The organism is Lentzea sp. NPDC036955, from assembly GCF_055608005.1.
Window position 1 is genome coordinate 132564 of sequence record NZ_JBVJRC010000002.1, and the last position, 22871, is coordinate 155434.

Consider the following 22871-nt stretch of genomic DNA (forward strand, 5'->3'; position numbering starts at 1 on the left):
TCGAATGGTGATCGGACCGGCTCCCCACGACCGACTGCACGTGATGTCGTTCAACCTGCGCTTCGCCTCGAACGTGGAGCCGAACTCCTGGGCCACGAGACGACCGGTGGTGGCCCGGCTGCTCAACGCGGAGCAACCCACCGTCCTGGGCACTCAAGAAGGCCTGTACGGACAGGTCAAGGACGTCGCGACCGACCTGCCGGACCGCTACGACTGGATCGGCGTCGGCCGCGCGGGCGGCAGCCACGACGAGTTCGTCGCCGTCTTCTTCGACACCGCGCGGCTCGACCCGCTCGCGTTCGACCACCACTGGCTCTCCGACACCCCGAACGTGATCGGCTCGCGGACGTGGGGCAACAACGTGGTCCGGATCGTCACGTGGGTCCGCTTCGCCGACAAGCACACCGGTGCCCAGTTCGTCTTCGTGAACACCCACTTCGACCACGAGTCGGAGCTCGCGCGGCTGCGCAGCGCCGAGGCCATCCGCGACCGCCTCAACGCCCAGACGCTGCCGGTCGTGCTCACCGGCGACTTCAACGACGTGCCGGGGTCGAAGGCCTACCGCGTCCTCGGCCTGGAGGACACCTGGAACGGCTCCCGCCTCACGCCCGCGTACGGCACGTTCCACGGCTACGCGCCGCTGGTGCCGGACGGTCCGCGGATCGACTGGATCATGACCCGCGGCGCCACCACCGAGGCCGCCGCGATCAACACCTACGCCGAGGGCACCCAGTACCCGTCCGACCACCTCCCGATCCAGGCGCTGCTCCGGCTCCACTGATCCACCGGTACCGGAACCCGTCTCAGCTCGACCGCGCAGTGGTCTGAACCATTAGGTTGGCTGCATGCGCCTGAAAACAGTGATCGCGTCCGTGCTGGTGGCGGTCTCGCTCGGCTCCGGAGCGGCGGCGGCGGCCGCTCCGGCCCGCCACGAGTGCGCCACCCCGTCCATCGACCGCTACCAGCAGTGGCTGGCCAGCGGTGAGGGCACCACCGAGCCCGCGACCGGCAGCACCCTCGTCCCCGACGGGCGGCACCGGTACGCGGCGAAGATCAAGTTCCTCAACCCCGAGTGGCACGTCATGGTGCTCTGGCTCGGGAACCGGTTCGAGGCAGAGGCGGACCTGTCGCGCTCGCGCGGGTTCCTGATGACCTACAGCGCCACCGACGACCTGTACGTCCAGCTGCGGCCCGCGTCCGACTGGAGCGGCGGGGCCAAGTGGGTCACCAAGATCCCGTCGACCCGCGGCAAGGTCGTCTCGCGGTTCTTCAGCTTCGCGCCGGACAAGTGGACGACCTTGGCGGAGCTCGGTGCGCCGAACTACCCCTTGGCGGACGCGCTCGACGACGCCCGCGGCCTGGTCTTCGTCGGCAAGACGCCCAACGACCTGACGTTCAAGGGGCTGAAGGTGGACGGGTACCGGCCACCCTGCGTTTACTGACAGCGTTGTCGCGACCGGGTACGTTCCGGCGCGTGAGAGCGCTTTCGATCACCCTGGTCGCTGTCCTCACCGCCGCGCTGGCGGCTCCCGCGAGCGCGGCGGTGCGGGACGACACGTCCTCCGTCGACCCGCTGATCGGCTCGGCGGGCGGCGGCAACACCTATCCGGGCGCGGTGCGGCCGTTCGGGATGATCTCCTGGAGCCCGACGTCGACCCGTGGCGACCAGACGAACACCGGTGCCGCCAACGGGTACGCCTACGACGCCACGCGGGTGCGCGGGTTCAGCCTGACACACGTCAACGGCGCCGGCTGCCACCCCGGCGCGGCGGGGGACGTGCCGATCATGCCGCACGTCGGCGCCATCACCACGTCACCGACCGCGGACACCGGGGACCAGGTCTTCGCGAGCGACTTCTCCCACGCCGACGAGGACGCCGAACCCGGCCGGTACCGGGTGGGGCTCAAGTCCGGTGCGAGCGCCGACCTCTCCGTGACGACCCGCGCGGGCATCGGCGAGTTCGGCTTCCCCGCCGACCAGCCGGCATCGCTGCTGTTCCGCGTCTCGAACTCGTTGAACGGCAGCGAGGACGCCGAGGTCACCATCGACCCGGCCGCGCGGACGGTCTCCGGTTCCGTGCTGACCGGCGCCTTCTGCGGCCGGCGGGCGAACGGCGGCACGAACAACCAGAGGTCCTACTACCGCCTGTACTTCACCGCCTCCTTCGACCAGGCGTTCAGCGGTTTCGGCACGTGGGTCGACGCTTCGCTCAAGCCCGGTGCCACCACCGCGACCGGCGGCGAGGGCTACCTGACCGGCAACGCCCGTGCCGGCAGGGGTTCCGGCGGCTACGTGTCCTTCGCGGACACCAAGGTGCGCATGCGCGTCGGCATCTCCTACACCAGCCTCGAAGCCGCACAGCGCAACCTGAAGGCCGAGATCTCGAAGCGGGACACCGTCGAGTCGGTGGCCGGGGACGCCCGGCGCGAGTGGGCGGGGCAGCTGCGCGCCGTGGAGGTCGACGGCGGCACCGCTGACCGGCGCACGGTCTTCTACACCGCGCTCTACCACGCCTTCCTGCAGCCGAACGTGGCCAGCGACGTCGACGGCACCTATCTCGGCAGCGACCGCCTCGTGCACCGCCTGGCACCCGGCCAGCGGGTCCAGTACGGCAACTTCTCCGGCTGGGACCAGTACCGCGCCCACACCCAGCTGCTGGCGCTGCTCGAACCGCGCGTCGCCGGTGACTACGCCCAGTCCCTGCTGAACCTGGCACGGCAGAACGGCGGGGTGTGGGACCGCTGGGTGCACGTCAACGGCCCCACCCACGTGATGACCGGCGACCCGTCCGCGCCCGCTGTCGCCGGCATGCACGCCATGGGGGCCAAGAACTTCGACGTCCGCGGCGCGTTCGACTCGTTGCTGCGCCAGGCCACCGTCCCGCACCCGGACGGCCTGTCCGACAAGGGCTGTCCCGGCCAGTGCGAGGGCCAGCGCCCCAACCTCGCCGAGCACCTGCGCCTCGGCTACGCCCCGCAGGACACCTGCCACTGCTGGGGCGGTGCCGCCGAGACCCTGGAGGACGCGGTCGCCGACCAGGCGCTCGCGGACCTCGCCGACCGCCTCGGCCGCCCGTCCGCCGAGCTGCGCGCCCGCGCGGGCTGGTGGCGCAACACCTTCAACCCGGCCACCGGGTACCAGCAGGCCCGCCGCGCCGACGGGTCGTGGGTGACGCCGTTCAGCCCGTCCTCCGACCTCGGGTTCGCGCAGGGGTCCAGCGCCACCTACACGTGGATGGTCCCGCACGACGCCGCCGGTCTGGCCGCCGCGATGGGCGGTGACGACGCCGCGGTGGCCCGCCTCGACGCGTTCTTCCACCGCGCCGACGGCTCGTGGGCCACCGGCGGCGACCCGGTGCGCTACGACCCGACCAACGAGCCCGGCATCCACACCCCGTGGCTCTACAGCGAGTTCGGCCGCCCCGACAAGGCGCAGGAGACCGTGCGCGCCCTGGCGTCGCTGGTCTACCGCACCGGCCCGGCCGGCCTGCCCGGCAACGACGACCTCGGCACCATGTCCGCCTGGTACGTCTTCGCCGCGCTCGGCCTGTACCCGCGCACGCCCAGCAGCGCGGAGCTGCACGTGACCAACCCGATGTTCGCGAAGGCGCGCATCGCCGGCCGCGGCATCACGGTGCTGGCGCCGCGGTCGGCGCTGACCCACGTCGACGGCGTGCGGTGGAACGGCCGGCGGGTGGAGCAGCCGTGGCTGCCGGAGTCGTTCGTGCGGCGCGGCGGAGTCCTCGTGGTCACCGGACGCTGACCCGCACCGGCTCACCACCCCAGGTGCTGCCGGATGGCCTGCTCTTTGACCAGTTCGGCGTAGGCCGCCTGTCCCGCCGCGTTGGGGTGGTAGCTGCTGCCCAGCTCCGGGACCTGCGGTCCGTAGAAGTAGGGCCAGTCGCGGGTGGAGCACAGCTCGTGGCCCTCGAACAGCGGTGCGGGGTCGAGGTAGTGGAACTTCGTGCCGCGCGCGCCGACCCGGTCGCGGATGGTGTCGTTGAGCGCGGTCACCAATGTGCGGGCGCCGGCCTGGTCGGTCTCGTCGATGTCGACGTCGAGGGGGCCCAGGTACCGGCACGGGGTGAAGTCGGCGTCGCCGGCGATCAGCTGGGGGTAGCCCAGCACCCACACCTCCGCGTCCCGGGCCCTCAGGGCGATCTTGGCGTAGAGGTCGTCGAGCAGACCGGGCAGCACGAAGTCCACGAGCGCCTTGGACTCGCGGTACCGCGCGGAGTCGACACCGCACGACCCGGACACGCAGGCCTTGGCGAAGTCGGAGAACTTCACGTCGTTGCCGCCGATGGTCAGCGTGACGAGCCGGGTGTCGTCGCCCAGCGCGCTCAGCTGCGCCGGTTCTCCGTTCGCGGGCACCTGCACGGTGGCGGTCGTGGCGCCGGAGCAGGCCCGGAAGTCGGTGGTGAAGTCCAGGGTCCGGTCCTGGTCGACCAGCTCGGCGTAGGCGAGCGCGCTGCGGTGGCAGCCGTTGGCGTCCGAGGGCGCGGTGTAGGGCTTGACCGCTTCGCCGGAGGAGAACGAGTCGCCCAGCGCGACGTGCCGCAACGGCCCGGTGCCGCGGCCGGACTGGCCGAGCAGGTCTCCGCGCGGGTAGTCGATGCTCGCGCCCTTGAACGGCAACCGCCACAGCGTCAGCGGCGGCGTGGGGCCGTTGTTCATGCGCCCGAGGTTGCAGTGCTCGGGTTGCACGCAGGTGACCAGCAGGACCGCGTCCTGGGTCAGCGCGAGGCCTTCGCCGTGGTGCGGGGTGCCGATCGTGTCGCGTGCGACCGTGGGCTGGGCGCCGGTGTTGTGGACGGCGAGGAGCCGACCGCGCCGGTCGGTCTGCCGCACCTCGACGTGCTCGTCACCGGACCCGGTGTAGGTGAGGAACCGGGCGACGTAGACGTTGCCGTCGAGGTCGACCTGCGGCGCCGTCACGTGCTGGACCACCGCACCGGTCACCGGCGCGAACGCGGAGGAAGTCTCACCCGACGCGGACACGGTGATCATCGGGTCGGTGTGGCGGCCGTAGGTGCTCAGCACCACGCCGCCGTCCGGGGTGGCGCGCATCCCCCGCGTGGCGGTGCACCAGCCGACCGCGTTCGTCAGGCCGTGCACGCGGCTCGTGCCGTCGAGGTCGACCCGCTGGACGTGCCGCACGCAGCTCGAACCCTGGTTGTCGAGCTGGTCGACCGCGACGAACGCGTCACCGGCGGCATTGACGGAGAACCCGGTGATGACGGTGTCGTAGCCGCGCACGACCTCCGCGGCGTCCGGCCGGACGGTGCCGTCGTGGTCGACGTGGCGCACGGAGCTGCCGTCCAGCACGGTCACACCGGTGCGGTGCGGCGACATCAGCGGGAACGACCCGAGGTAGCCGTACTGCGAGACCGCGGCGTTGGCGGACAGCGGGCGGTCGAACCGCACGGCGCCCGTGGTGCGGTCGAGGCTGAGCAGCCGGACGTTCTCCGAACGGCAGTCGTGGTTGTAGACCAGCGCGTACAGGTTCCCGTCCGCGCCGATCGCGAGCGAGTGCACCTGCGTCCAGTAGCGGTAGCTGGAGCAGGACGTCCGGACCGGCGTGTGCCACAGCCGCGTGCCGGTGGGGTCGAACCCGCCGATCTGCACGACGTCATCGGTGTTGTGGTCGACGTACGGGGCGAAGTACCGGTTCTGCCCGTCGACGGCGGTGTTCGTCGAACACCCGCTCAGCGCACGCCACCCCTGCGCGGGAGCGCTGATGCGCATCCGCTCGGTGCCACCGGGCGCGAGACCGACCGCGCTGACCGGGGCGCGCTCGGAGTTGCACGTCGTGACGGCCCCGCCGTCCACGGTCCCCAGCACTCCGGCGGCCCACACGCCGCTGAGGTCGGCCGGCATGGAGTACGGGTAGCCGGACGCTGCCCGGGCCGCACCGGGCGGCACGAGGCCCTGGGTCAGCAGCACCACGACGACCAGCAGAAGCGCCCGAGCGGGACGCTGAACGGTGAACGGCACGACAGCTACATCGCGCCCGCACGTCCCGGATTACGCATTCCTCCCTGATGCACTCGAAGGAACTAGTCCGCTGCCGCGATCAACGCCTGCGGTGCCGCCTGCTTGATCCGCGTCGTCAGCCACGACAGCTGCCGCTTGGTCTCCTTCTCGCAGGAGCTCACGACGTCGAGCAGCGCGCGGTCCCGCAGCCCCTGCGCGGCCTGCCCGACGACGGTCCACGTGATGTCCGTAAACGACGCCAGCGCGTACAGGTCTTGCAGGTCGCGCAACAGCTCGACGCCACCGCTGCGGGTCTCGGTGACCTCGGCCGCGTGCAGGCGTTCCGGTTCGTCCTCGCGGTGCTCGCCGTAGCGCTGCACGAACGGCCAGAGGTGGCCGGCCTGGCTGTCGGTCCGGCCGGCCAGCACCTCGCACATGTGCTGCACGTCGGGTTCGTCGCCGTGCCCGGCGGCGATCTCGCGGAACGCGGCGGCGAGCGTGCCCAGCGAGGTGTGCAGGAGACCGAGGTAAGTCGAGAGGTGCACCGGTCACACCTTCCTGATCCGCACGGCACTGATCTTGAACGTCGGTTGCTTCGAGACCGGGTCCCACTGGGTGCGGGTGAGCTCGTTCGCGGCCTGGAAACCGTAGTGGAACGGCACGAACACCACCCCCGGCCGACACCGCCCGATGCGGACCGGGACCTCGATCGCGCCGCGCGGCGACTCCACGCGCACCAGGTCGCCGTGGGCCAGGCCCAGCTCTTCGGCGTCGGCGGGGGAGACCTCCACCCACGGGTTGGGCGCGGCCTGCTGCAACTTCGGTGCGCGGGCGGTCTTGGTGCGGGTGTGGAAGTGGTAGACCGACCGCCCGGTCGTGCACAGCAACGGGTAGTCCTCGCTCGGCTGCTCCGGCGGCGGGGTGTGCTCGACGGCCTTGAGGAACGCGCGGCCGTCCGGGCGCCGCGCCTTGTACTCGGTCGGAGTGACCGACGCGCCGGTCAGCAGGTCGTGGCCGAAGTCCTCGCAGTAGTCGGCTGCGGTGGGGAAGTGGCCGTCGGCGTAGAGCCGTTCCGCGCCGCCCCAGGGGATTCCGCCGCCGCGCAGCTTCTCGTAGGACAGGTCGGTGTAGTCGCACGGCCGGCCACGGCTGCACTCACGCCACGCGTCGAACGCGCCCTCGGCGTCCTTCCACTTGATCAGCGGGGCGCCGTCGCGGTCGCGCAGGTCCATGCGGCGCGCGTAGTCCAGGAAGATGTCCAGGTCGCTGCGGGCCTCGCCGGGCGGCTGCACGGCCTGCTCGGACAGGTGCACGACACGGGTGGCGTTGGTGAACGTGCCCTGCTTCTCGCCCCACAGCGCGGCGGGCAGCACGACGTCGGCCAGCTCGGTCGTCTCGGTCGGAAAACCGTCCTGCACCACGACGAACAGGTCCTCGCGCCGCAGGATGTCCCTGATCCTCGCCAGGTCCGGCAGCGACACCGCCGGGTTCGTCGCGGAGATCCACAGGAACCGGATCGTGCCCTGCTCGGCGTACCGCCAGATCTGCATCGCGTGCGTCGGCGGCGCCCAGTGCGGGATGGTCAGCGGGTCGACGTTCCACAGCCGCGCGAGCTCGTCGACGTGGTCGGGGTTGTCCCAGTTGCGGAAACCGGGCAGGTCGCCGTTCGCGCCGGACTCGCGGGTGTTCTGCGCGGTCGGCTGGCCGTTCATCTGCAGCACGCCGCTGCCCGGCCGCCCGATCAGGCCGCGCAGCAGGTGCAGGTTGTTGACCTGGCAGGACGCCGCGGTGGCCTGGTGGGACTGGTAGAAGCCCTGCAACACCGTCGACAGCACGCGCCCGGTGGTGCCGAAGATCTCCGCCGCCCTGAGCAGGTCGACGGGGGAGATGCGGCAGACCTCGGCGACGTGCTCGGGCGTGTACGGCTCGACGACCGCCTTGAGGTCCTCGAACCCGAGGGTGTGCGCGGCGACGTAGTCGTGGTCGACCCAGTCGTTCGCGATCACCGCGCGCACCAGGCCGTTCATCAGCGCCTGGTTGGTGCCGGGCAACGGCGCCAGGTGCACGTCCGCGCGTTCGGCCACGGGCGTGCGGCGCGGGTCCACGACGACGAGCCGCGGCCGGTCGGGGCCCTCCAGTCGGTCCAGCACCCGCGCCCACAGCACGGTCTGCGTCGCGGCCATATTGTGCCCGTAGAGGAACATCGCGTCGGTCAGGTCCACGTCGGCGTGGCACGCGGGCTGCCCGTCGGCCCCGAAGGTCTCCTTGAGCGCCGCCGCGGCCGTCGCCGTGCACAACCGGGTGTTGCCGTCCATGTGCGGTGTGCCGAGACCGGCCTTCCCGATCACGCCGAGCGTGTAGTACTCCTCCAGGAACAGCTGCCCGCTCGTGTAGAACCCGTGCGACAACGGCCCGTGCTCGGCCAGCAGCGCCTTCGACCGGCGCACGACCTCGCCCATCGCGGTGTCCCAGTCGGTCTCGACCAGCTCGCCACCGCGGCGGACGCGCGGCTTGGTGAGGCGGTCGGTGCGATGGGCCTGCCAGGAGCCGTAGAGCCCCTTGGGGCCGAGCCGGCCATGGTTGACCATGTCGCCGGAGCGACCGCGGACGCCCACCATCCTGCCGTCCTTGACGGCGATGTCGCAGCCGCAGCCGTTGCTGCACAGCACGCAGGCCGACGGCACCCACCGGTCCACATCGGACTCGGTGACGCCGTCCGCGAGCTCGAGGTCCACCCGTACCGGCCAGCGCGCGTCGCGAGCGTGCGGAGTGCGCGGTCCCCAGATGTCGTCGATGCGGTTCACCAGGAAGCGGTACCCCTCGCTGACCTGCTGAAACTGCGGACATCGCGCGCAAATCGGACGAGCCTTACCCGGGGTGCGCCCGCCGCAAACACCCGTCCGGGCGTGTTTGTGCCGCTCCGGCACGGGAACCAGCCTGGAAACGAGGAGGGCCGATGAAGGCTGTTGTGTGGCACGGCGTGGGCGACATCCGCTTGGACGACGTGGATGCCCCGCGCATCCAGGAACCGACCGACGCGGTCATCCGGATCACCCGCAGCGCGATCTGCGGCACCGACCTGCACATGGTCCGCGGCACGATGCCGGGCATGGTGGAGGGCACGGTCCTCGGCCACGAGGCCGTCGGCGTCGTCGAGGAGGTCGGGTCCGCGGTGCGCGGGTTCACGCCCGGTGACCGGGTGGTGGTGACCTCGACGGTCGGCTGCGGCACCTGCTCCTACTGCCGGGCCGGGTACTTCGCCCAGTGCGACACCGCCAACCCGAACGGCCCGGAAGCCGGCACCTGTTTCTTCGGCGGCCCCCAGCCGACCGGACCGGTGGACGGGCTGCAGGCCGAGTACGCCCGCATCCCGTACGCCATGACGACGCTGGTGCGCATACCCGACGCGGTGAGCGACGACCAGGCGATCCTGCTCTCCGACATCTTCCCCACGGCGTGGTTCGGCGCCCGGCTGGCCGAGGTCGGCTCCGGTGACACCGTGCTCGTGCTGGGCGCGGGCGTGGTCGGTCAGTTCGCGGTCGCGTCGGCCAAGCGGCAGGGCGCGGGACGGGTGATCGTCGTCGACGGCATCGAGTCCCGCCTGGACAAGGCCCGCGAGCAGAACGCCGAGACGGTGAACTTCAACGCCGAGGACCCCGCCGAGGTGGTGAAGGAGCTGACCGGCGGCATCGGCGTCGACCGGGTGATCGAGGCGGTCGGTGTCGACGCCGAGAAGCCCGGTGGCGAGAGGGGGGAGCAGTGGAAGCCCGGTGACGCGCCGGACCTCGCGCTCAAGTGGGCGGTGGAGATGGTCGCGAAGGCCGGTTCCATCGGGATCATCGGCGTCTACCCGCCGGGCTTCGAGCAGTTCCCGATCGGCGAGGCGATGAACAAGAACCTCACCCTGCGCATGGGCAACTGCAACCACCGCCGCTACCTCCCGCGGCTGCTCGACCTCGTCGTCTCCGGTGTCGTGGACCCGACGGCGTTCATCACGAAGCACGAGGAGCCCGCCGCCGCGATCGACGCGTACAAGTCGTTCGACCTGCGCGAGGACGGCTGGTTGAAGACGGTCCTCGATGTCGCCTGAACGGGTCGTCGTCACCGGGGGTGCGGGGTTCCTCGGCTCGCACGTGTGCGAAGCGCTGCTGCGGGACGGTGCGCAGGTCGTGTGCATCGACGACTTCCGCACCGGCTCGCGGGCCAACGTGCCGGAAGGCGTCGGCGTGGTCACCGCGGACGTGTCCCGGCCGCTCGACCTTCTCGGCCCGGTCGACCTGGTGCTGCACCTGGCGTGCCCGGCCTCGCCCGCGGACTACCTGCGGATGCCCGTGGACACGTTGCGCGCCGGTGGTTTCGGCACCTACCACGCGCTGGAGCTGGCCCGCCGCAAGGGGGCCAGGGTCGTCGTGGCCTCCACGAGCGAGGTGTACGGCGACCCGCTGGAACACCCGCAGCGCGAGTCCTACTGGGGCCACGTCAACCCGATCGGGCCGCGCAGCGTCTACGACGAGGCCAAGCGCTTCGGCGAGGCGATGACGATGGCGTTCCGGCAGGAGCACGGCGTGGACGCGGGCATCGTGCGGATCTTCAACACCTATGGCCCGCGGATGCGCGCGCACGACGGCCGGATGATCCCCACGTTCCTGCGGCAGGCGCTGGCCGGAGAACCGCTGACCGTGCACGGCGACGGCCGGCAGACCCGGTCGCTGTGCTACGTCTCGGACCTCGTGCGCGGGCTGCTCGCGATGGCCCGCACCGACCAGGCCGGCCCGATCAACCTCGGCAACCCGGCCGAGGTGACCGTGCTGGACGTGGCGCACAAGACGATCGAGGTCACCGGCAGCTCGTCGGAGATCCGCCACGTCGAGCCGATGACCGACGACCCGCGCCGCCGCCGCCCCGACATCGCGCTGGCACGGCAGGTGCTCGGCTGGCAGCCACGCGTTCCGCTGGAAGAGGGGCTGCGCTCGTTTGCCCGGCACTTCGCCGGGTAGCCGCTGACCATGCGAGTCCTCGGGATCAACGCGGTGTTCCACGACCCGGCCGCCGCTCTCGTGATCGACGGCAAGACCGTTGCGGCAGCGGAGGAAGAACGCTTCTCCCGCCGCAAGCACGGCAAGCGCCCGGTGCCGTTCTCCGCGTGGGAGCAGCCGGAGCTGGCCGCGCGCTGGTGCCTGGAGCAGGCGGGGCTGACGGCGGCGGACCTCGACGCCATCGCCTACTCCTACGACCCGGACCTGGTCGACGCGCAGTACGCGCCGTGGGAGGACCTGCGCACGCAGTACGTGCGGCGCGCGCCGCAGTTCCTCTCCACCGTCCTGCCGGGGCTGGACCCCGACATCGTCCAGTTCGTACCGCACCACGTCGCCCACGCCGCCTCCACCGGCCTGGCCGCACCGTTCGCGGGCAACTGCGCCGTGCTGGTCGCCGACGGGCGCGGCGAGTGCGGGTCGCACCTGGCCGGCCGGTACGTCGACCAGGAGCTGACCACGCTGGCGGCGCAGCGGTTGCCGCACTCGCTCGGGTTGTTCTACGAGGACCTGACCGAGCACCTGGGGTTCCTGCGGTCCAGCGACGAGTACAAGGTCATGGCGCTGGCCTCGCACGCGAAGCCGGTGCACCTGGACCTGATGCGCGAGCACGTGGTGGTCCGCGACGGCGGCTTCGAGATCACGCCGTTCGACTGGAACACCCTGGCCAAGCAGCGGGCCGACGACGAGGAGCTGACCTCCGAGCACGCGGAGCTGGCCGCGTCCGTGCAGGTCCGCGTCGAGGAGGTGCTGCTGGAGCTGGCCGGGTGGCTGCACGAGCACACCGGCGAACGGCGGCTCGCGATGGCCGGTGGCGTGGCGCTGAACTGCGTGGCGAACAGCCGGATCTTCGCCGAGGGGCCGTTCGACGAGGTGTGGGTCCAGCCCGCCGCCGGTGACGCCGGGACCGCTCTCGGCGCCGCGCTGCACGCGAGCACCGACGTGGTCGAGCCGATGCCGACCGCGGCGCTGGGCCGGGGTTTCTCCGACGCCGAGATCGAGTCGGTGCTCAAGACCGCGGCCGTGCCCTACGAACGCCCCGCCGACGTGGCCGCCGAGGTCGCGCGGGCGTTGGCGGACAACAAGATCGTGGCCTGGTTCCAGGGCCGCAGCGAGTACGGCCCGCGCGCACTCGGCCGCAGGTCGCTGCTCGCGAACCCGTGCTTCCCGGAGAACCTGAACCGGTTGAACGACGTGAAGGGCCGGGAGCAGTTCCGCCCGGTGGCGCCGATGGTGCTGCTCGAACGGGCCGCCACGATCTTCACCCGCGGCCCGATCCCCAGCCCCTACATGCTGTTCGTGCACGACGTCCGTCCGGAGTGGAGGGACCGCATCCCGGCCGTGGTGCACGTCGACGGCACCGCGCGGGCCCAGACCGTGGCCGGTGACCCGCTGCTCGAACGGATGCTGCGCGGCTTCGAGGAGCTCACCGGCGTGCCGGTCGTGGTCAACACGAGCCTCAACACCGCGGGCCGCCCGATGGTCGACACCCCGCGCGACGCGCTGGAGTGCTTCGGCTCGTCCCCGGTGGACCTGCTCGCCATCGGCCCCTTCGTGGTGCGCCGATGAAGTACTCCGTCGTGATCCCCACCGTCGGCCGCGCGTCCCTGGACGCGCTGCTCGACGTGCTCGAGAACGGCCCCGGCCCGGAGCCGCTGGAGGTCGTCGTCGTCGACGACAGCGAGACCCGCCTGGGCCCGGCCGCCGCCCGCAACACCGGCTGGCGCACCGCGTCCGGCGACTGGGTGGCCTTCGTCGACGACGACGTGGTGCTGCCGCGGGACTGGAAGACCCAGCTGGCCGCGGACCTGGAAGGCCTCGCGGACGACGTGGCCGCCACCCAGGCGCGGATCGTGGTGCCGCTGCCACCCGACCGCAGGCCGACCGACGCCGAACGCGGCACCGCCGGCCTCGCCGACGCCCTGTGGATCACCGCCGACATGGCCTACCGCCGTTCCGCGCTGGCGGAGTGCGGCGGGTTCGACGAACGGTTCCCGCGCGCCTACCGCGAGGACGCCGAGCTCGCGCTGCGCGTGCAGGACCGCGGGTACCGGATCGTGCGCGGGGAACGGGTCACGACGCACCCGGTCAAGCCCGCGACGTTCTTCACCAGCGTGCAGCAGCAACGCGGCAACGCCGACGACGCCCTGATGCGCCGCCTGCTCGGCCCCGGCTGGCGGTCGCGCATCGGTGGCCGGCGGGGTCGGCTGCGGGTGCACGCCCTGACCACCGCTGCCGGGGTGGGCGCGGTGCTGTGCGGGCTGACGGGCCGGCGGCGGGCCGGTGCGGTGCTGGCGGCGGTGTGGGCGGGGCTGACCGGGTGGTTCGCCTGGGCGCGGATCGCGCCGGGGCCGCGTGACGCGCGGGAGGTCGCCGAGATGGTGGTGACCAGTGCGGCGATCCCGCCGGTGGCGTGCTGGCACCGGGTGCGCGGGGAGTGGCGGCACCGGCGGGTCGCTCGGGTGCCGCAGGAGGGCGGCGAGGTGCCGGTTCCGCAGGGTGGCCGGCCGCGGAGCGGTGGAGTGGGCGAGCCGCAGGCTGTGCCGCCGAATGGGCAGCGCTCTGGTGAGTTGGGCGATCGGCTGGCTGCGGGGCTGAGCGACCGTCGGACAGCCGACTTGGACGACCGTCAGGCCACCGACCTGGACGACCGTCAGGCCACCCACCCAGGCGACCGTCAGGCCACCCACCTGGGCGATCGCCCGGCCACCCACCCAGGCGACCGCCCGGCCACCCACCTGGGCGACCGTCAGGCCACCGACCTGGGCGACCGCCGGGCCGTTCAGCCCGACCGGCTGCCGGCCGACGAGCTGCGACCGCGGCGGGCCGGCCGATGAGGGTCCTCGTCCTGCGCGCCCTCGGCCTCGGCGACCTCCTGACCGCCGTACCGGCCCTGCGCGGCCTGAGAGCCGCGTTCCCGGACGCGGAGATCACCCTGGCGGCCCCGGAGTGGCTGCGGGACGTCGTGGACCGGATCGACGCGGTCGACCGCCTGCTGCCCACCGAGGAGCTGGCGCCGATCGCGTTCGACCGGCCCGACCTCGCCGTGAACCTGCACGGTCGCGGGCCGCAGAGCGTGGAGCTGCTGCGGGCGACCCGGCCGCGGCGGCTGATCACGCACGAGTACTGGCGCGAGGACCACCACGAGGTGGTCCGGTGGTGCGACCTGCTGGAGCGCAACGGCATCCCGTGCGACCCGGCCGACCTGCACCTGCCGCCGGTCGGGCCGCGCACGAACCGGATGGTGGTCCACCCCGGCGCCAGCACCGGGGCGCGGCGCTGGCCGGCTGACCGGTACGCGACGGTGGTGCGCGCGCTGGGCAGCGATGTCGTCGTCACCGCCGGGCCCGGTGAACGCGAGCTCGCCCGCAAGGTCTCGCCGACGCCGTTCTCGGGCAGCCTGGCCGAGCTGCTGGACCTCGTCGCCACCGCGCGGCTGGTCATCTGCGGCGACACCGGCGTCGCGCACGTCGCCACCGCCTACGGCACCCCGTCGGTGCTGTTGTTCGGGCCGGTGCCGCCTCAGCTCTGGGGGCCGCGGCACGGGCCGCACCTCGTGCTCTGGCACGGCTCCACCGGCGACACGTTCGCCGCCGAACCCGACCCCGGCCTGCTGCGGATCACCGTGGACGAGGTCCTCGAAGCTGCAGGAGGTGTGCTGTGCGACCCCAGCGGATCGGTGTTGTCGGCGCGGGTTACGTCGGCCTGACCACGGCCGCGTGCTTCGCGCACCTCGGCCACGACGTGGTGTGCGCGGACGTCGACGAGGCCAAGGTCGCCGCCCTCGCCGCGGGTGAGGTCGGGCTGCACGAGCCGGGGTTGCGCGAACTCGTCGTGCGCAACGCCGAGCGGTTGCGGTTCGTGGCCGGCAACCGGGAGGCGCTGTCCGACGTGGACTTCACGTTCGTCTGCGTGCCGACCCCCACCGGACCCGACGGCGCGGCCGACCTCACGGCGGTGGAGGCGGTCATCGCCGAGGCACCGCGGGGGTGCCGGCTGGTGCTGAAGTCCACCGTGCCGGTGGGAACGGCCGCGCGGTACCCGGGGGTGGTGTCGAACCCCGAGTTCCTGCGCGAGGGCCACGCGGTCGAGGACTTCCTGCGGCCGCAACGGGTCGTCGTCGGCGCCCGCGACGAGCGGCACGCGCTGGAGGTGGCCGCGCTGTACGAACCGACCGGCGCGCCCACCGTCATCACCGACAACACGAGCGCGGAGCTGGTGAAGTACGCCAGCAACTGCTTCCTGGCGCTGAAGCTCTCCTACGTCAACACCCTGGCGGAGCTGTGCGAGCAGGTCGACGCCGACATCGACGGCGTCACCGAGGGCATGCGGCTCGACGACCGGATCGGCGCGTCCTGCCTGGAACCCGGACCTGGCTGGGGTGGTTCGTGCCTGCCCAAGGACACCCTCGCGCTGCTGGCCACCGCACGGCAGGCCGGCGTCGACTTCCCCACGCTGGAGGGGGCCGTCACGACCAACCGGCACCAGCCGCACCGCGTCGTCGACCGCATCCGCGCGGAGACCGGTCCGCTGCGGGACAAGAGGATCGGCCTGCTCGGGCTCACGTTCAAGGCAGGCACCAACGACCTGCGCGACTCGCCGGCACTCGCCGTCGCGGAGCTGCTCACCCGGGAGGGTGCCCGGCTGACCGGCTACGACCCGTGCGTCACCGGCGACCTCGACGGCATCGCCGTGCACGCCACCCCCGCCGACGCGGCGCGGGACGTGGACATGCTGGTGGTGCTCACGGAGTGGCCGGAGTTCGCCGAGCTGGACTGGCCGGAGCTCGCCCGCCACACGGCCACCCCGCGCATCCTCGACACCCGCAACGTGGTGCCGCGCGACAAGGTGGCCGAGGCGGGCTTCCTGCTGGTCACGACCGGCCGCTGACCCCGAGGTGCACCACCTTCACGGTGGTCATCTCGTCCAGCAGCTCCGGCCCGTACCCGAACCCGGTGCCCGACGCCCCGCGCGGCTGGGCCGCACCGCCGGGGGCACCGCCGAAGACGTTGTTCACCTTCACCGTGCCCACCGGCAACGCACGCCACGCGCGGGTGGCGTGCTCCATCGACCCGGTCAGCACGGTCGCCGCGAGCCCGTAGTCGCCGGAGCACGCCTCGGCCAGCCCGTCGTCGAACGTCGGCACCGCCTGCACCGGGGCGACCGGGCCGAACGTCTCCTCGCACATGACCTGCATCGCCGAGGTGCAGTCGGCCAGCACGGTCGCGGGGTAGAAGGCGCCGCGACCGGGCGGGACCTCCCCGCCGACGAGGGCCCGCGCCCCGGCGGTGACGGCCGCGGCGACCTGGCCGTGCACGAACTCCCGGTGCCGCACGTCGACCAGCGGCTGCGGCTGCTCGTTCCACCGGCGGGCCAGCGCGCACAGCTCCTCCAGGAACGGTGCGGCGATCGTCTTGTGCACGTAGATCCGCTCGACCGACACGCAGAGCTGGCCCGCGTTCGTGAACGCGCCCAGCGCCGCCTGCGCCGCCGCCCACCTCGGGTCGACGTCGTCGTCGATGAGCAACGGGTCGTTGCCCCCGTTCTCCAGCAACACCTTCGCGCGGGTGGACGCGGCGATGGCGCGTCCGGTCGCGGTGCTGCCGACGTGCGCGACGACGTCCACGTCACCGCTCACCAGCGCCGCACCGACCGGGCCCGCGCCGGTGAGCGTCTGCAGCACGCCGGAGGGGAAGAACGGGCGCAGGACCGCGTCGAGCAGCAGACCGGTGTGCGGGCAGCGCTCACTCGGCTTGTGCACCACGGTGTTCCCGGTGACCAGTGCCGCCCCCAGCAGCCCGCACGCCACCGCCACCGGGTCGTTCCACGGCGTCAGCGCCACGACCACCCCGCGCGGCTGCGGGATCATGAAGTCGACCGCGGTGCCGTGCAGCGACCGTCCACGGTGGACCGGACCGAGCTCGGAGTACTGCACCAGCGTCGAGGCGCCCGCGAGCACGCCCTCCCGCGCGGAGGCGAGCGGCCGCCCGGTCTCGGTCTCGATCACCGCGGCCAGGTCGCCGGCCCGCGCCCTGAGCTCGGCCGCGGCCGCGGCGACCGCCGCTCCGCGTTCCGCCGCCGGTGTCGCCGCCCACTCCGCCTGAGCGGTCCGCGCGGTGGCCAGCGCGGCGGTCACGTCGTCCTCACCGGCTACGGGGAGCAAGCCGACCGGCTGGTCGTCCAAGGGGCTGCGGACGTCGATGGCGTGCATGGTGGTCATGTCCGCCGGGTAGCCCTTCTGAGCAGGGAGAAACACCTGGGAGGAGAACCATGCCCGGACGCGAGGAACTGCCCAGCACGGTGGCCCGGTCGTCGAAGAAGGCCCAGCGCACGTGGATCAAGGCGCACGACTCGGCCGTCGAGTCCTACGGCGAGGGGGAACGGGCGCACCGCACCGCGTTCTCCGCGCTCAAGCACAGCTTCGAGAAGGTGGGCGACCACTGGGAGGCCAAGGACGAGAAGGGGCCGTCCGATCCGCAGGCCGAGCGCAGCACCCCGCAGCAGGGCGAGACCGCCGGCGGCGTGGACGCGAACGCGACCAAGCAGCACCTCTACGACCTGGCCAAGCGGCTGGGCGTCGAGGGCAGGTCGCAGATGACCAAGGACGAGCTGGTCGACGCGATCGACAGGGCCAACACCCGCGCGACGGCTCGGGCGCGCTCGTGAAGGTCGTCGTCACCGGCGCGACCGGCAACGTCGGCACCGCCCTGCTGCGCAGGCTCGCCGACGAGCCCGACATCGAGGTGCACGGCATCTCCCGCCGCCGTCCCGCGAACGCCGCGCCCTACCAGGGGATCACCTGGACGCCCGTCGACATCGGCCGGCCGGGCGCGGAGGAGGTGCTGGCCACCGCGTTCGAGAACGCCGACGCCGTCGTGCACCTGGCGTGGCTGATCCAGCCGTCGCACGACGAACACGCGCTGTACCGCACGAACATCGCCGGTTCGGCACGCGTGTTCACCGCCGCGGTCGACGCGGGCGTGGGGCACCTGGTGCACATGTCGTCGGTCGGCGCGTACTCGCCGGCGACGAAGGACCGCAGGGTGGACGAGTCGTGGCCGGTCAAGGGCGTGCGGTCGTCGTTCTACAGCAGGCACAAGGCCGCGGTGGAGCACCTGCTGGGCCAGTTCGAGTCGCAGCTGCTCATCTCCCGCCCGCGACCGGGCCTGATCCTGCAGTCCGACGCCGGGTCCGAGATCCGCGACTACTTCCTCGGCAGCCTCGTGCCGAAGTGGCTGTTCCGGCACCGCATCCCGGTGCTGCCGCTGCCGCGCCACCTGGTGCTGCAGTTCGTCCACGCCGACGACGTGGCCGACGGTCTGGTGCGCATCCTGCGGCACCGCCCGCACGGCGCGGTGAACCTCGTCGCCGAACCCGTCGTCACTCCCCGTGTTCTCGCCGACGTCCTCGGTGGCCGCCACGTTCCCGTGCCGGCGCGGCTGATGCGGTTCTTGGCGCACGCGTCCTGGTTGTTGCGGCTTCAACCGACTCCGCCGGGCTGGGTGGACCTCGCACTGGCATCGCCGCTGCTCAGCGCGTCGCGGGCGCGGTCGGAACTGGGCTGGGAGCCCACTTTCGGGTCACAGGAAGCTCTTCGTGCTCTTGTTCGAGGCATCGGCGCCGGTCAGGAGGTCGACGCCAGCCCGGTGCTGTGAGACGGGGAGAACCGCTTCGCCGAGTAGCGTTTCAAGCCGCTTTTCTCGGCTAAATCTCCTCTATGGACGGGACTTTCGACGCGGTCCTCTTCGACCGCGACGGCACGCTCATCCGGGACGTCCCGTACAACGGCGACCCGAGTGCCGTGACACCCATGCCGGGCGCCCGCGAGGTGTTGCACGGCCTGCGTGCCCACGGCCTGCTCACCGGCGTGGTGACCAACCAGTCGGGGATCGGCCGTGGCCTGCTCACGAAGACGCAGGTCACGGCCGTGAACGCACGGGTCGACGAGCTGCTCGGCCGGTTCGGCACCTGGCAGATCTGCCCGCACGCGCCCGAGGACGGCTGCACGTGCCGCAAACCGGCTCCCGGGATGGTCCTGGCCGCGTGCGAAGCCCTCGGGGTGAGTCCGCACCGCACGCTCTTCGTGGGGGACATCGGCTCCGACGTCGAGGCCGCGCAGGCCGCGGGCGCGGTGCCGTTGCTCGTGCCGACCGAGGTGACCAGGCCGGACGAGGTCGCCGGTGCACCGCACACCGCACCCGACCTGTTCGGCGTGCTGGAGATGGTCCGATGAGGACGTTGGTCGCCCGCCTCGACAGCGACGGTGACGTGCTGCTGGCCGGTCCGGCGGTGCGCGCGGCCGCGACGGCGGGCGAGGTCGTGCTGTTGTGCGGCCCCAACGGTGTCCGCGCCGCCGAGCTGCTGCCGGGCGTCAGCCGGATCGTCGAGTGGGAGTGCCCGTGGATCGTCAACCCGGCCTCCGACGTGCGCCCGGTCGACATCGAGGCCGTCATCGCGCTGGTGCACGGGATTCGCGCCGACGTGGCATTGGTGCTGACGTCGTTCCACCAGAGCCCGCTGCCCACGGCGCTGCTGCTGCGGCTGGCGGGCGTGCCCAAGATCGTGGCCCGCTCGACCGACTACCCGGGGTCACTGCTGGACGTGCGGTTGCGCGACGACCCGGACATCCCCGAGGCGGAGCGGGCCCTGCAGGTCGCCCGAGCCACGGGGTTCGAGCTGCCGGAGGGCGACGACGGCCGGCTCGCCGTCACCGACCCGCCGGAGGCGGACCTGAGCGGTCCGTACGTGGTGGTGCACCCCGGTGCGACGGCGCCCGCCCGCACCTGGTCGCCGGACCGCTGGGCGAAGGCGGTGGTCGCGCTGACCTCCGCCGGGCACCGGGTGGTCGTGACCGGCGGACCGGCCGAGGCCGAGCTGACCGGGCACGTTGCCGGCGCGTGCGGGCTCGACCTGGGCGGGCGCACCGGCTTCCGCGAGCTGGCCGGGGTGCTGAAGGGTGCTGCCGCGGTCGTCGTCGGCAACACCGGGCCCGCCCACCTCGCGGCCGCGGTCGGCACCCCGGTCGTGTCGCTGTTCGCGCCGGTGGTGCCCGCCGTCCGGTGGGCGCCGTACGGCAGGCACGTGCTGCTCGGTGACCAGAACGCGCCGTGCCGGGGCAGCAGGGCGCGCGAGTGCCCGGTGCCCGGACATCCGTGTCTCGACCTGGTGGACCCGGCCGCGGTCGTCGCGGCGGTCGCGGAGGTGACAGCGTGAGGATCCTGTTGTGGCACGTCCACGGTTCGTGGACGCACTCGTTCGTCCAAGGTGGACACGAGTACCTGGTGCCCGGTCCGCCGGACGGCATCGGGCTCGCCGGGCGGCCGTGGCCCGCGGCGCGCGAGATCGAACTGTCCGATGTGGACCCCGACGTGGCCGTGGTGCAACGGGTCGAGGAGCTGTCGCTGGTACCGCGCGGCATCCCGGTCGTGTACCTGGAGCACAACACGCCCGCCGCGCCCGGCCAGCGGCACCCGATGGCGGACTGGGACGGGACCCTGGTCCACGTCACGCACTTCAACGACCTGATGTGGGACTGCGGCAGGACCCGCACGATCGTCGTCGAGCACGGGGTCGTCGACCCCGGGCAGCTCTACACCGGTGAGCTGCCCAGGGCGGCGGCCGTGATCAACGAACCGGTGCGGCGCGGCCGGGTCGTGGGCACCGACCTGCTGCCGCGGTTCGACCCGGTCGACGTGTTCGGCATGGGCACCGAGCAGATCGGCGGCATGGGGGACCACGACCTGGAGTCGTTGCACCGCGAGCTCGCGCGCCGCCGCGTCTACGTGCACACACCGCGCTGGACGTCGCTCGGGCTGTCGTTGCTGGAGGCCATGCACATCGGGATGCCCGTGGTCGCGCTGGCGTGCACGGAGGCCATGCGCGCGGTGCCGCCCGAGGCCGGTGCGATCTCAACGGACGTGGAGGAGCTGGTGTCGGCGGTGCGGGAGCTGATCGCCGATCCGGCTCTTGCGCACGAGAAAGGGAAACGGGCGCGTGAGTTCGCGTTGGCCCGCTACGGGCTCGAAGCGTTCCTGCGGAGCTGGGACGTGGTGCTGAAGGAGGTGTGGGTCGGATGAGGATCGCAATGGTGTCGGAGCACGCAAGTCCGCTTGCCGTGCTGGGCGGCGCGGACGCGGGCGGCCAGAACGTGCACGTCGCGTCGCTCGCGGCCGCACTGGTGCGGCGCGGTCACGACGTCGTGGTCCACACCCGCCGCGACGGCGAGGCGCTGCCCGGCCGCGTGATGACGCCCGACGGGTACGAGGTCGTCCACGTGCCGGCCGGACCGCCCGCGGAGGTGCCGAAGGACGAGCTGCTGCCGCACATGGCCGAGTTCGGCCGGTTCCTGCACGAGCAGTGGCAGGAGAAGGCACCCGACGTCGTGCACAGCCACTTCTGGATGTCCGGTCTCGCCTCCGTGCTGGCCGCCCGCCGCTCCCGCGTGCCGATCGTGCACACCTACCACGCGCTCGGCACCGTGAAGCGCCGCCACCAGGGCGCGGACGACACCAGCCCGCCGCAGCGGGTCGCGGTCGAGCGCCTGGTCGGGCAGGAGGCGACCGTCATCGCCGCGACCTGCGCCGACGAGGTGCGGGAGCTGGTCGCCATGGGCCTGCGGCGGGACAAGACCGTCGTCGTGCCCTGCGGCGTGGACACCGACCTGTTCGGCGTGGCCGGCCCGGTGGTGCCGCGGTCGGCGCCCCGGCGGATCGTGTCGGTGGGCAGGTTGTTGCCGCGCAAGGGGTTCGCCGACCTCATCGCCGCGTTGCCGATGGTGCCCGACACCGAGCTGGTGATCGTGGGCGGACCACCGGACCTCACCGCGGACCCGGAGGCACGACGGCTGCTGGCCGTGGCGCAGTCGCTCGGCGTCGCCGACCGCGTGCACCTCGCCGGCCAGGTCGCGCGCACGGACATGCCCGCGTTGCTGCGTTCCGCGGACGTCGTGGCGTGCGTGCCCTGGTACGAACCGTTCGGCATCGTGCCGCTGGAGGCCATGGCCTGCGGCGTGCCCGTCGTGGCGTCCGAGGTGGGCGGCCTGACCGACACCGTGGTCGACGGTGTGACCGGTGTGCTGACCGCACCCCGCGACCCGCGTGCCCTCGGCCGGGCGCTGCGCACGCTGCTGGCCGACCCGTCCCGCGGCACGGCCTACGGCATCGCCGGCCGCGACCGCGTCGAGGCCATGTACTCGTGGGACGAGGTGGCGGCCCGCACCGAGCTGGTCTACCGCGGCCTCGCGACCGGCCGCCTCGTACCGACCGACCGGCTGGCGGTGGCCCGGTGACCCTCGAAAGCCACCTCGAAGGCCTGAACCACACGCTGTCCGGCCTGCAGTCCCAGGCCTCCCTCGTGCACCGCTGGGGTGCCCGCCTGGCCCACCTGCTCTCCACGGGCGGCCGCCTGCTCGCCGCGGGCAACGGCGGTTCCGCCGCCGAGGCCCAGCACCTCACCGCGGAGCTCGTCGGCCGCTACCGCCACGACCGCCGCCCGTTCGCGGCGCTGGCGCTGAACGCCGAGACCTCCAGCATCACCGCCATCGCCAACGACTACGGCTACGACCAGGTGTTCGCCCGCCAAGTCCTCGCCCACGCCCGCCCCGACGACGTGGTGCTGCTCATCTCGACCAGCGGCTCCAGCCCCAACCTCCTGGAGGCCGCACGGGCCGGTCGGGTGGCGGAGGCGAGCGTGTGGGCCCTGACCGGCGCCCTGCCGAACCCGCTGGCCGCGCTGGCCGACGACGTGCTCGCGCTGCCGGGCGATCCGTGCCACGTGCAGGAGGCGCAGCTGGTCGTGGTGCACGCGCTGTGCGAGGCGTTCGAGGCCGCGCTGCCGGTCGTGGGGCGGAGGGTGTCGTGACCG

General features: G+C 72.6%; 20 protein-coding genes. 16 read left to right on the forward strand and 4 right to left on the reverse strand.

Features of this window, described 5'->3' with window-relative positions:
* Nucleotides 1-4 precede the first annotated feature (4 nt).
* The 3 genes from ACZ7CF_RS05665 (at nt 5) to ACZ7CF_RS05675 (ending at nt 3763) form a co-directional block, all read left to right on the forward strand.
* Entirely contained in the window at nt 5-781 is a 777-nt protein-coding gene (locus ACZ7CF_RS05665) for an endonuclease/exonuclease/phosphatase family protein (protein WP_360384543.1), read from the forward strand.
* Between the two features lie 64 nt (nt 782-845).
* A complete protein-coding gene (locus tag ACZ7CF_RS05670; protein ID WP_360384541.1) occupies nt 846-1442 on the forward strand; it encodes a hypothetical protein in 597 nt (198 codons plus the stop codon).
* A 32-nt stretch (nt 1443-1474) separates the two neighbouring features.
* On the forward strand, nt 1475-3763 hold the full coding sequence (locus ACZ7CF_RS05675) for a GH92 family glycosyl hydrolase (RefSeq protein WP_470368956.1): 2289 nt from the start codon (nt 1475-1477) through the stop codon (nt 3761-3763).
* 11 nt (nt 3764-3774) lie between these two features.
* Here the strand turns inward: ACZ7CF_RS05675 and ACZ7CF_RS05680 are convergent, their stop codons facing one another.
* The 3 genes from ACZ7CF_RS05680 to ACZ7CF_RS05690 all read right to left on the reverse strand — a co-directional run bounded on the left by ACZ7CF_RS05680 (nt 3775) and on the right by ACZ7CF_RS05690 (nt 8783).
* The gene (locus ACZ7CF_RS05680; RefSeq protein WP_470368957.1) at nt 3775-5997 is read right to left on the reverse strand and encodes an SGNH/GDSL hydrolase family protein; all 2223 of its coding nucleotides are present in this window, start codon (nt 5995-5997) and stop codon (nt 3775-3777) included.
* Nucleotides 5998-6059: 62 nt separating this feature from the next.
* Complete coding sequence (locus ACZ7CF_RS05685) at nt 6060-6521, reverse strand: hypothetical protein (RefSeq protein ID WP_470368958.1); 462 nt, start codon at nt 6519-6521, stop codon at nt 6060-6062.
* Between the two features lie 3 nt (nt 6522-6524).
* Nucleotides 6525-8783: a molybdopterin oxidoreductase family protein gene (locus ACZ7CF_RS05690; RefSeq protein WP_470369331.1), complete on the reverse strand. Its 2259-nt coding sequence runs from the start codon at nt 8781-8783 to the stop codon at nt 6525-6527.
* Nucleotides 8784-8932: 149 nt separating this feature from the next.
* On the opposite strand from ACZ7CF_RS05690, the gene ACZ7CF_RS05695 reads away from it, so the two are divergent.
* From ACZ7CF_RS05695 to ACZ7CF_RS05720, 6 genes are read left to right on the forward strand one after another with little or no spacing between them, the layout of a single operon-like run.
* The gene (locus ACZ7CF_RS05695) at nt 8933-10066 is read left to right on the forward strand and encodes a zinc-dependent alcohol dehydrogenase (protein ID WP_470368959.1); all 1134 of its coding nucleotides are present in this window, start codon (nt 8933-8935) and stop codon (nt 10064-10066) included.
* Entirely contained in the window at nt 10056-10973 is a 918-nt protein-coding gene (locus ACZ7CF_RS05700) for a UDP-glucuronic acid decarboxylase family protein (RefSeq protein ID WP_360384531.1), read from the forward strand. Before ACZ7CF_RS05695 ends, ACZ7CF_RS05700 begins: the two co-directional genes overlap by 11 nt.
* Before the next feature lie 9 nt (nt 10974-10982).
* Nucleotides 10983-12578, forward strand: coding sequence for a carbamoyltransferase family protein (locus ACZ7CF_RS05705; RefSeq protein WP_470368960.1), 1596 nt, complete (start codon nt 10983-10985; stop codon nt 12576-12578).
* Nucleotides 12575-13846 carry a glycosyltransferase gene (locus ACZ7CF_RS05710; protein WP_470368961.1) on the forward strand — a complete coding sequence of 424 codons (1272 nt, stop codon included), beginning with the start codon at nt 12575-12577 and terminating at the stop codon, nt 13844-13846. The genes ACZ7CF_RS05705 and ACZ7CF_RS05710 overlap by 4 nt, the downstream gene beginning before the upstream one ends.
* Entirely contained in the window at nt 13843-14718 is an 876-nt protein-coding gene (locus ACZ7CF_RS05715; RefSeq protein ID WP_470368962.1) for a glycosyltransferase family 9 protein, read from the forward strand. The genes ACZ7CF_RS05710 and ACZ7CF_RS05715 overlap by 4 nt, the downstream gene beginning before the upstream one ends.
* Nucleotides 14670-15899 carry a UDP-glucose dehydrogenase family protein gene (locus tag ACZ7CF_RS05720; protein WP_360384523.1) on the forward strand — a complete coding sequence of 410 codons (1230 nt, stop codon included), beginning with the start codon at nt 14670-14672 and terminating at the stop codon, nt 15897-15899. Before ACZ7CF_RS05715 ends, ACZ7CF_RS05720 begins: the two co-directional genes overlap by 49 nt.
* Here the strand turns inward: ACZ7CF_RS05720 and ACZ7CF_RS05725 are convergent.
* Entirely contained in the window at nt 15883-17229 is a 1347-nt protein-coding gene (locus ACZ7CF_RS05725; RefSeq protein ID WP_360384521.1) for an aldehyde dehydrogenase family protein, read from the reverse strand. The two genes, ACZ7CF_RS05720 and ACZ7CF_RS05725, sit on opposite strands and share 17 nt — an antisense overlap.
* Nucleotides 17230-17279: 50 nt before the next feature.
* Here ACZ7CF_RS05725 and ACZ7CF_RS05730 point away from each other — a divergent pair, with 50 nt between their 5' ends.
* The 7 genes from ACZ7CF_RS05730 to ACZ7CF_RS05760 all read left to right on the forward strand — a co-directional run bounded on the left by ACZ7CF_RS05730 (nt 17280) and on the right by ACZ7CF_RS05760 (nt 22868).
* On the forward strand, nt 17280-17675 hold the full coding sequence (locus tag ACZ7CF_RS05730) for a ChaB family protein (protein WP_360384519.1): 396 nt from the start codon (nt 17280-17282) through the stop codon (nt 17673-17675).
* Complete coding sequence (locus ACZ7CF_RS05735; protein WP_470368963.1) at nt 17672-18664, forward strand: NAD-dependent epimerase/dehydratase family protein; 993 nt, start codon at nt 17672-17674, stop codon at nt 18662-18664. The genes ACZ7CF_RS05730 and ACZ7CF_RS05735 overlap by 4 nt, the downstream gene beginning before the upstream one ends.
* 62 nt (nt 18665-18726) lie before the next feature.
* On the forward strand, nt 18727-19242 hold the full coding sequence (locus ACZ7CF_RS05740) for a D-glycero-alpha-D-manno-heptose-1,7-bisphosphate 7-phosphatase (protein WP_470368964.1): 516 nt from the start codon (nt 18727-18729) through the stop codon (nt 19240-19242).
* The gene (locus ACZ7CF_RS05745) at nt 19239-20222 is read left to right on the forward strand and encodes a glycosyltransferase family 9 protein (RefSeq protein WP_470368965.1); all 984 of its coding nucleotides are present in this window, start codon (nt 19239-19241) and stop codon (nt 20220-20222) included. The genes ACZ7CF_RS05740 and ACZ7CF_RS05745 overlap by 4 nt, the downstream gene beginning before the upstream one ends.
* Nucleotides 20219-21085, forward strand: coding sequence for a glycosyltransferase (locus ACZ7CF_RS05750; RefSeq protein WP_470368966.1), 867 nt, complete (start codon nt 20219-20221; stop codon nt 21083-21085). Before ACZ7CF_RS05745 ends, ACZ7CF_RS05750 begins: the two co-directional genes overlap by 4 nt.
* The gene (locus ACZ7CF_RS05755; RefSeq protein WP_470368967.1) at nt 21082-22296 is read left to right on the forward strand and encodes a glycosyltransferase; all 1215 of its coding nucleotides are present in this window, start codon (nt 21082-21084) and stop codon (nt 22294-22296) included. Before ACZ7CF_RS05750 ends, ACZ7CF_RS05755 begins: the two co-directional genes overlap by 4 nt.
* On the forward strand, nt 22293-22868 hold the full coding sequence (locus ACZ7CF_RS05760) for a D-sedoheptulose-7-phosphate isomerase (RefSeq protein WP_360384507.1): 576 nt from the start codon (nt 22293-22295) through the stop codon (nt 22866-22868). The genes ACZ7CF_RS05755 and ACZ7CF_RS05760 overlap by 4 nt, the downstream gene beginning before the upstream one ends.
* The last annotated feature ends 3 nt before the right edge of the window (nt 22869-22871 follow it).

Bases quoted from the DNA above. Each gene is read 5' to 3' on its own strand.
- ACZ7CF_RS05725 (WP_360384521.1), bottom strand. From the start codon at position 17,229: ATGACCACCATGCACGCCATCGACGTCCGCAGCCCCTTGGACGACCAG.
- ACZ7CF_RS05670 (WP_360384541.1), top strand. From the start codon at position 846: ATGCGCCTGAAAACAGTGATCGCGTCCGTGCTGGTGGCGGTCTCGCTC.
- ACZ7CF_RS05755 (WP_470368967.1), top strand. From the start codon at position 21,082: ATGAGGATCGCAATGGTGTCGGAGCACGCAAGTCCGCTTGCCGTGCTG.
- ACZ7CF_RS05710 (WP_470368961.1), top strand. From the start codon at position 12,575: ATGAAGTACTCCGTCGTGATCCCCACCGTCGGCCGCGCGTCCCTGGAC.
- ACZ7CF_RS05705 (WP_470368960.1), top strand. From the start codon at position 10,983: ATGCGAGTCCTCGGGATCAACGCGGTGTTCCACGACCCGGCCGCCGCT.
- ACZ7CF_RS05730 (WP_360384519.1), top strand. From the start codon at position 17,280: ATGCCCGGACGCGAGGAACTGCCCAGCACGGTGGCCCGGTCGTCGAAG.
- ACZ7CF_RS05695 (WP_470368959.1), top strand. From the start codon at position 8,933: ATGAAGGCTGTTGTGTGGCACGGCGTGGGCGACATCCGCTTGGACGAC.
- ACZ7CF_RS05715 (WP_470368962.1), top strand. From the start codon at position 13,843: ATGAGGGTCCTCGTCCTGCGCGCCCTCGGCCTCGGCGACCTCCTGACC.
- ACZ7CF_RS05700 (WP_360384531.1), top strand. From the start codon at position 10,056: ATGTCGCCTGAACGGGTCGTCGTCACCGGGGGTGCGGGGTTCCTCGGC.
- ACZ7CF_RS05665 (WP_360384543.1), top strand. From the start codon at position 5: ATGGTGATCGGACCGGCTCCCCACGACCGACTGCACGTGATGTCGTTC.
- ACZ7CF_RS05745 (WP_470368965.1), top strand. From the start codon at position 19,239: ATGAGGACGTTGGTCGCCCGCCTCGACAGCGACGGTGACGTGCTGCTG.
- ACZ7CF_RS05740 (WP_470368964.1), top strand. From the start codon at position 18,727: ATGGACGGGACTTTCGACGCGGTCCTCTTCGACCGCGACGGCACGCTC.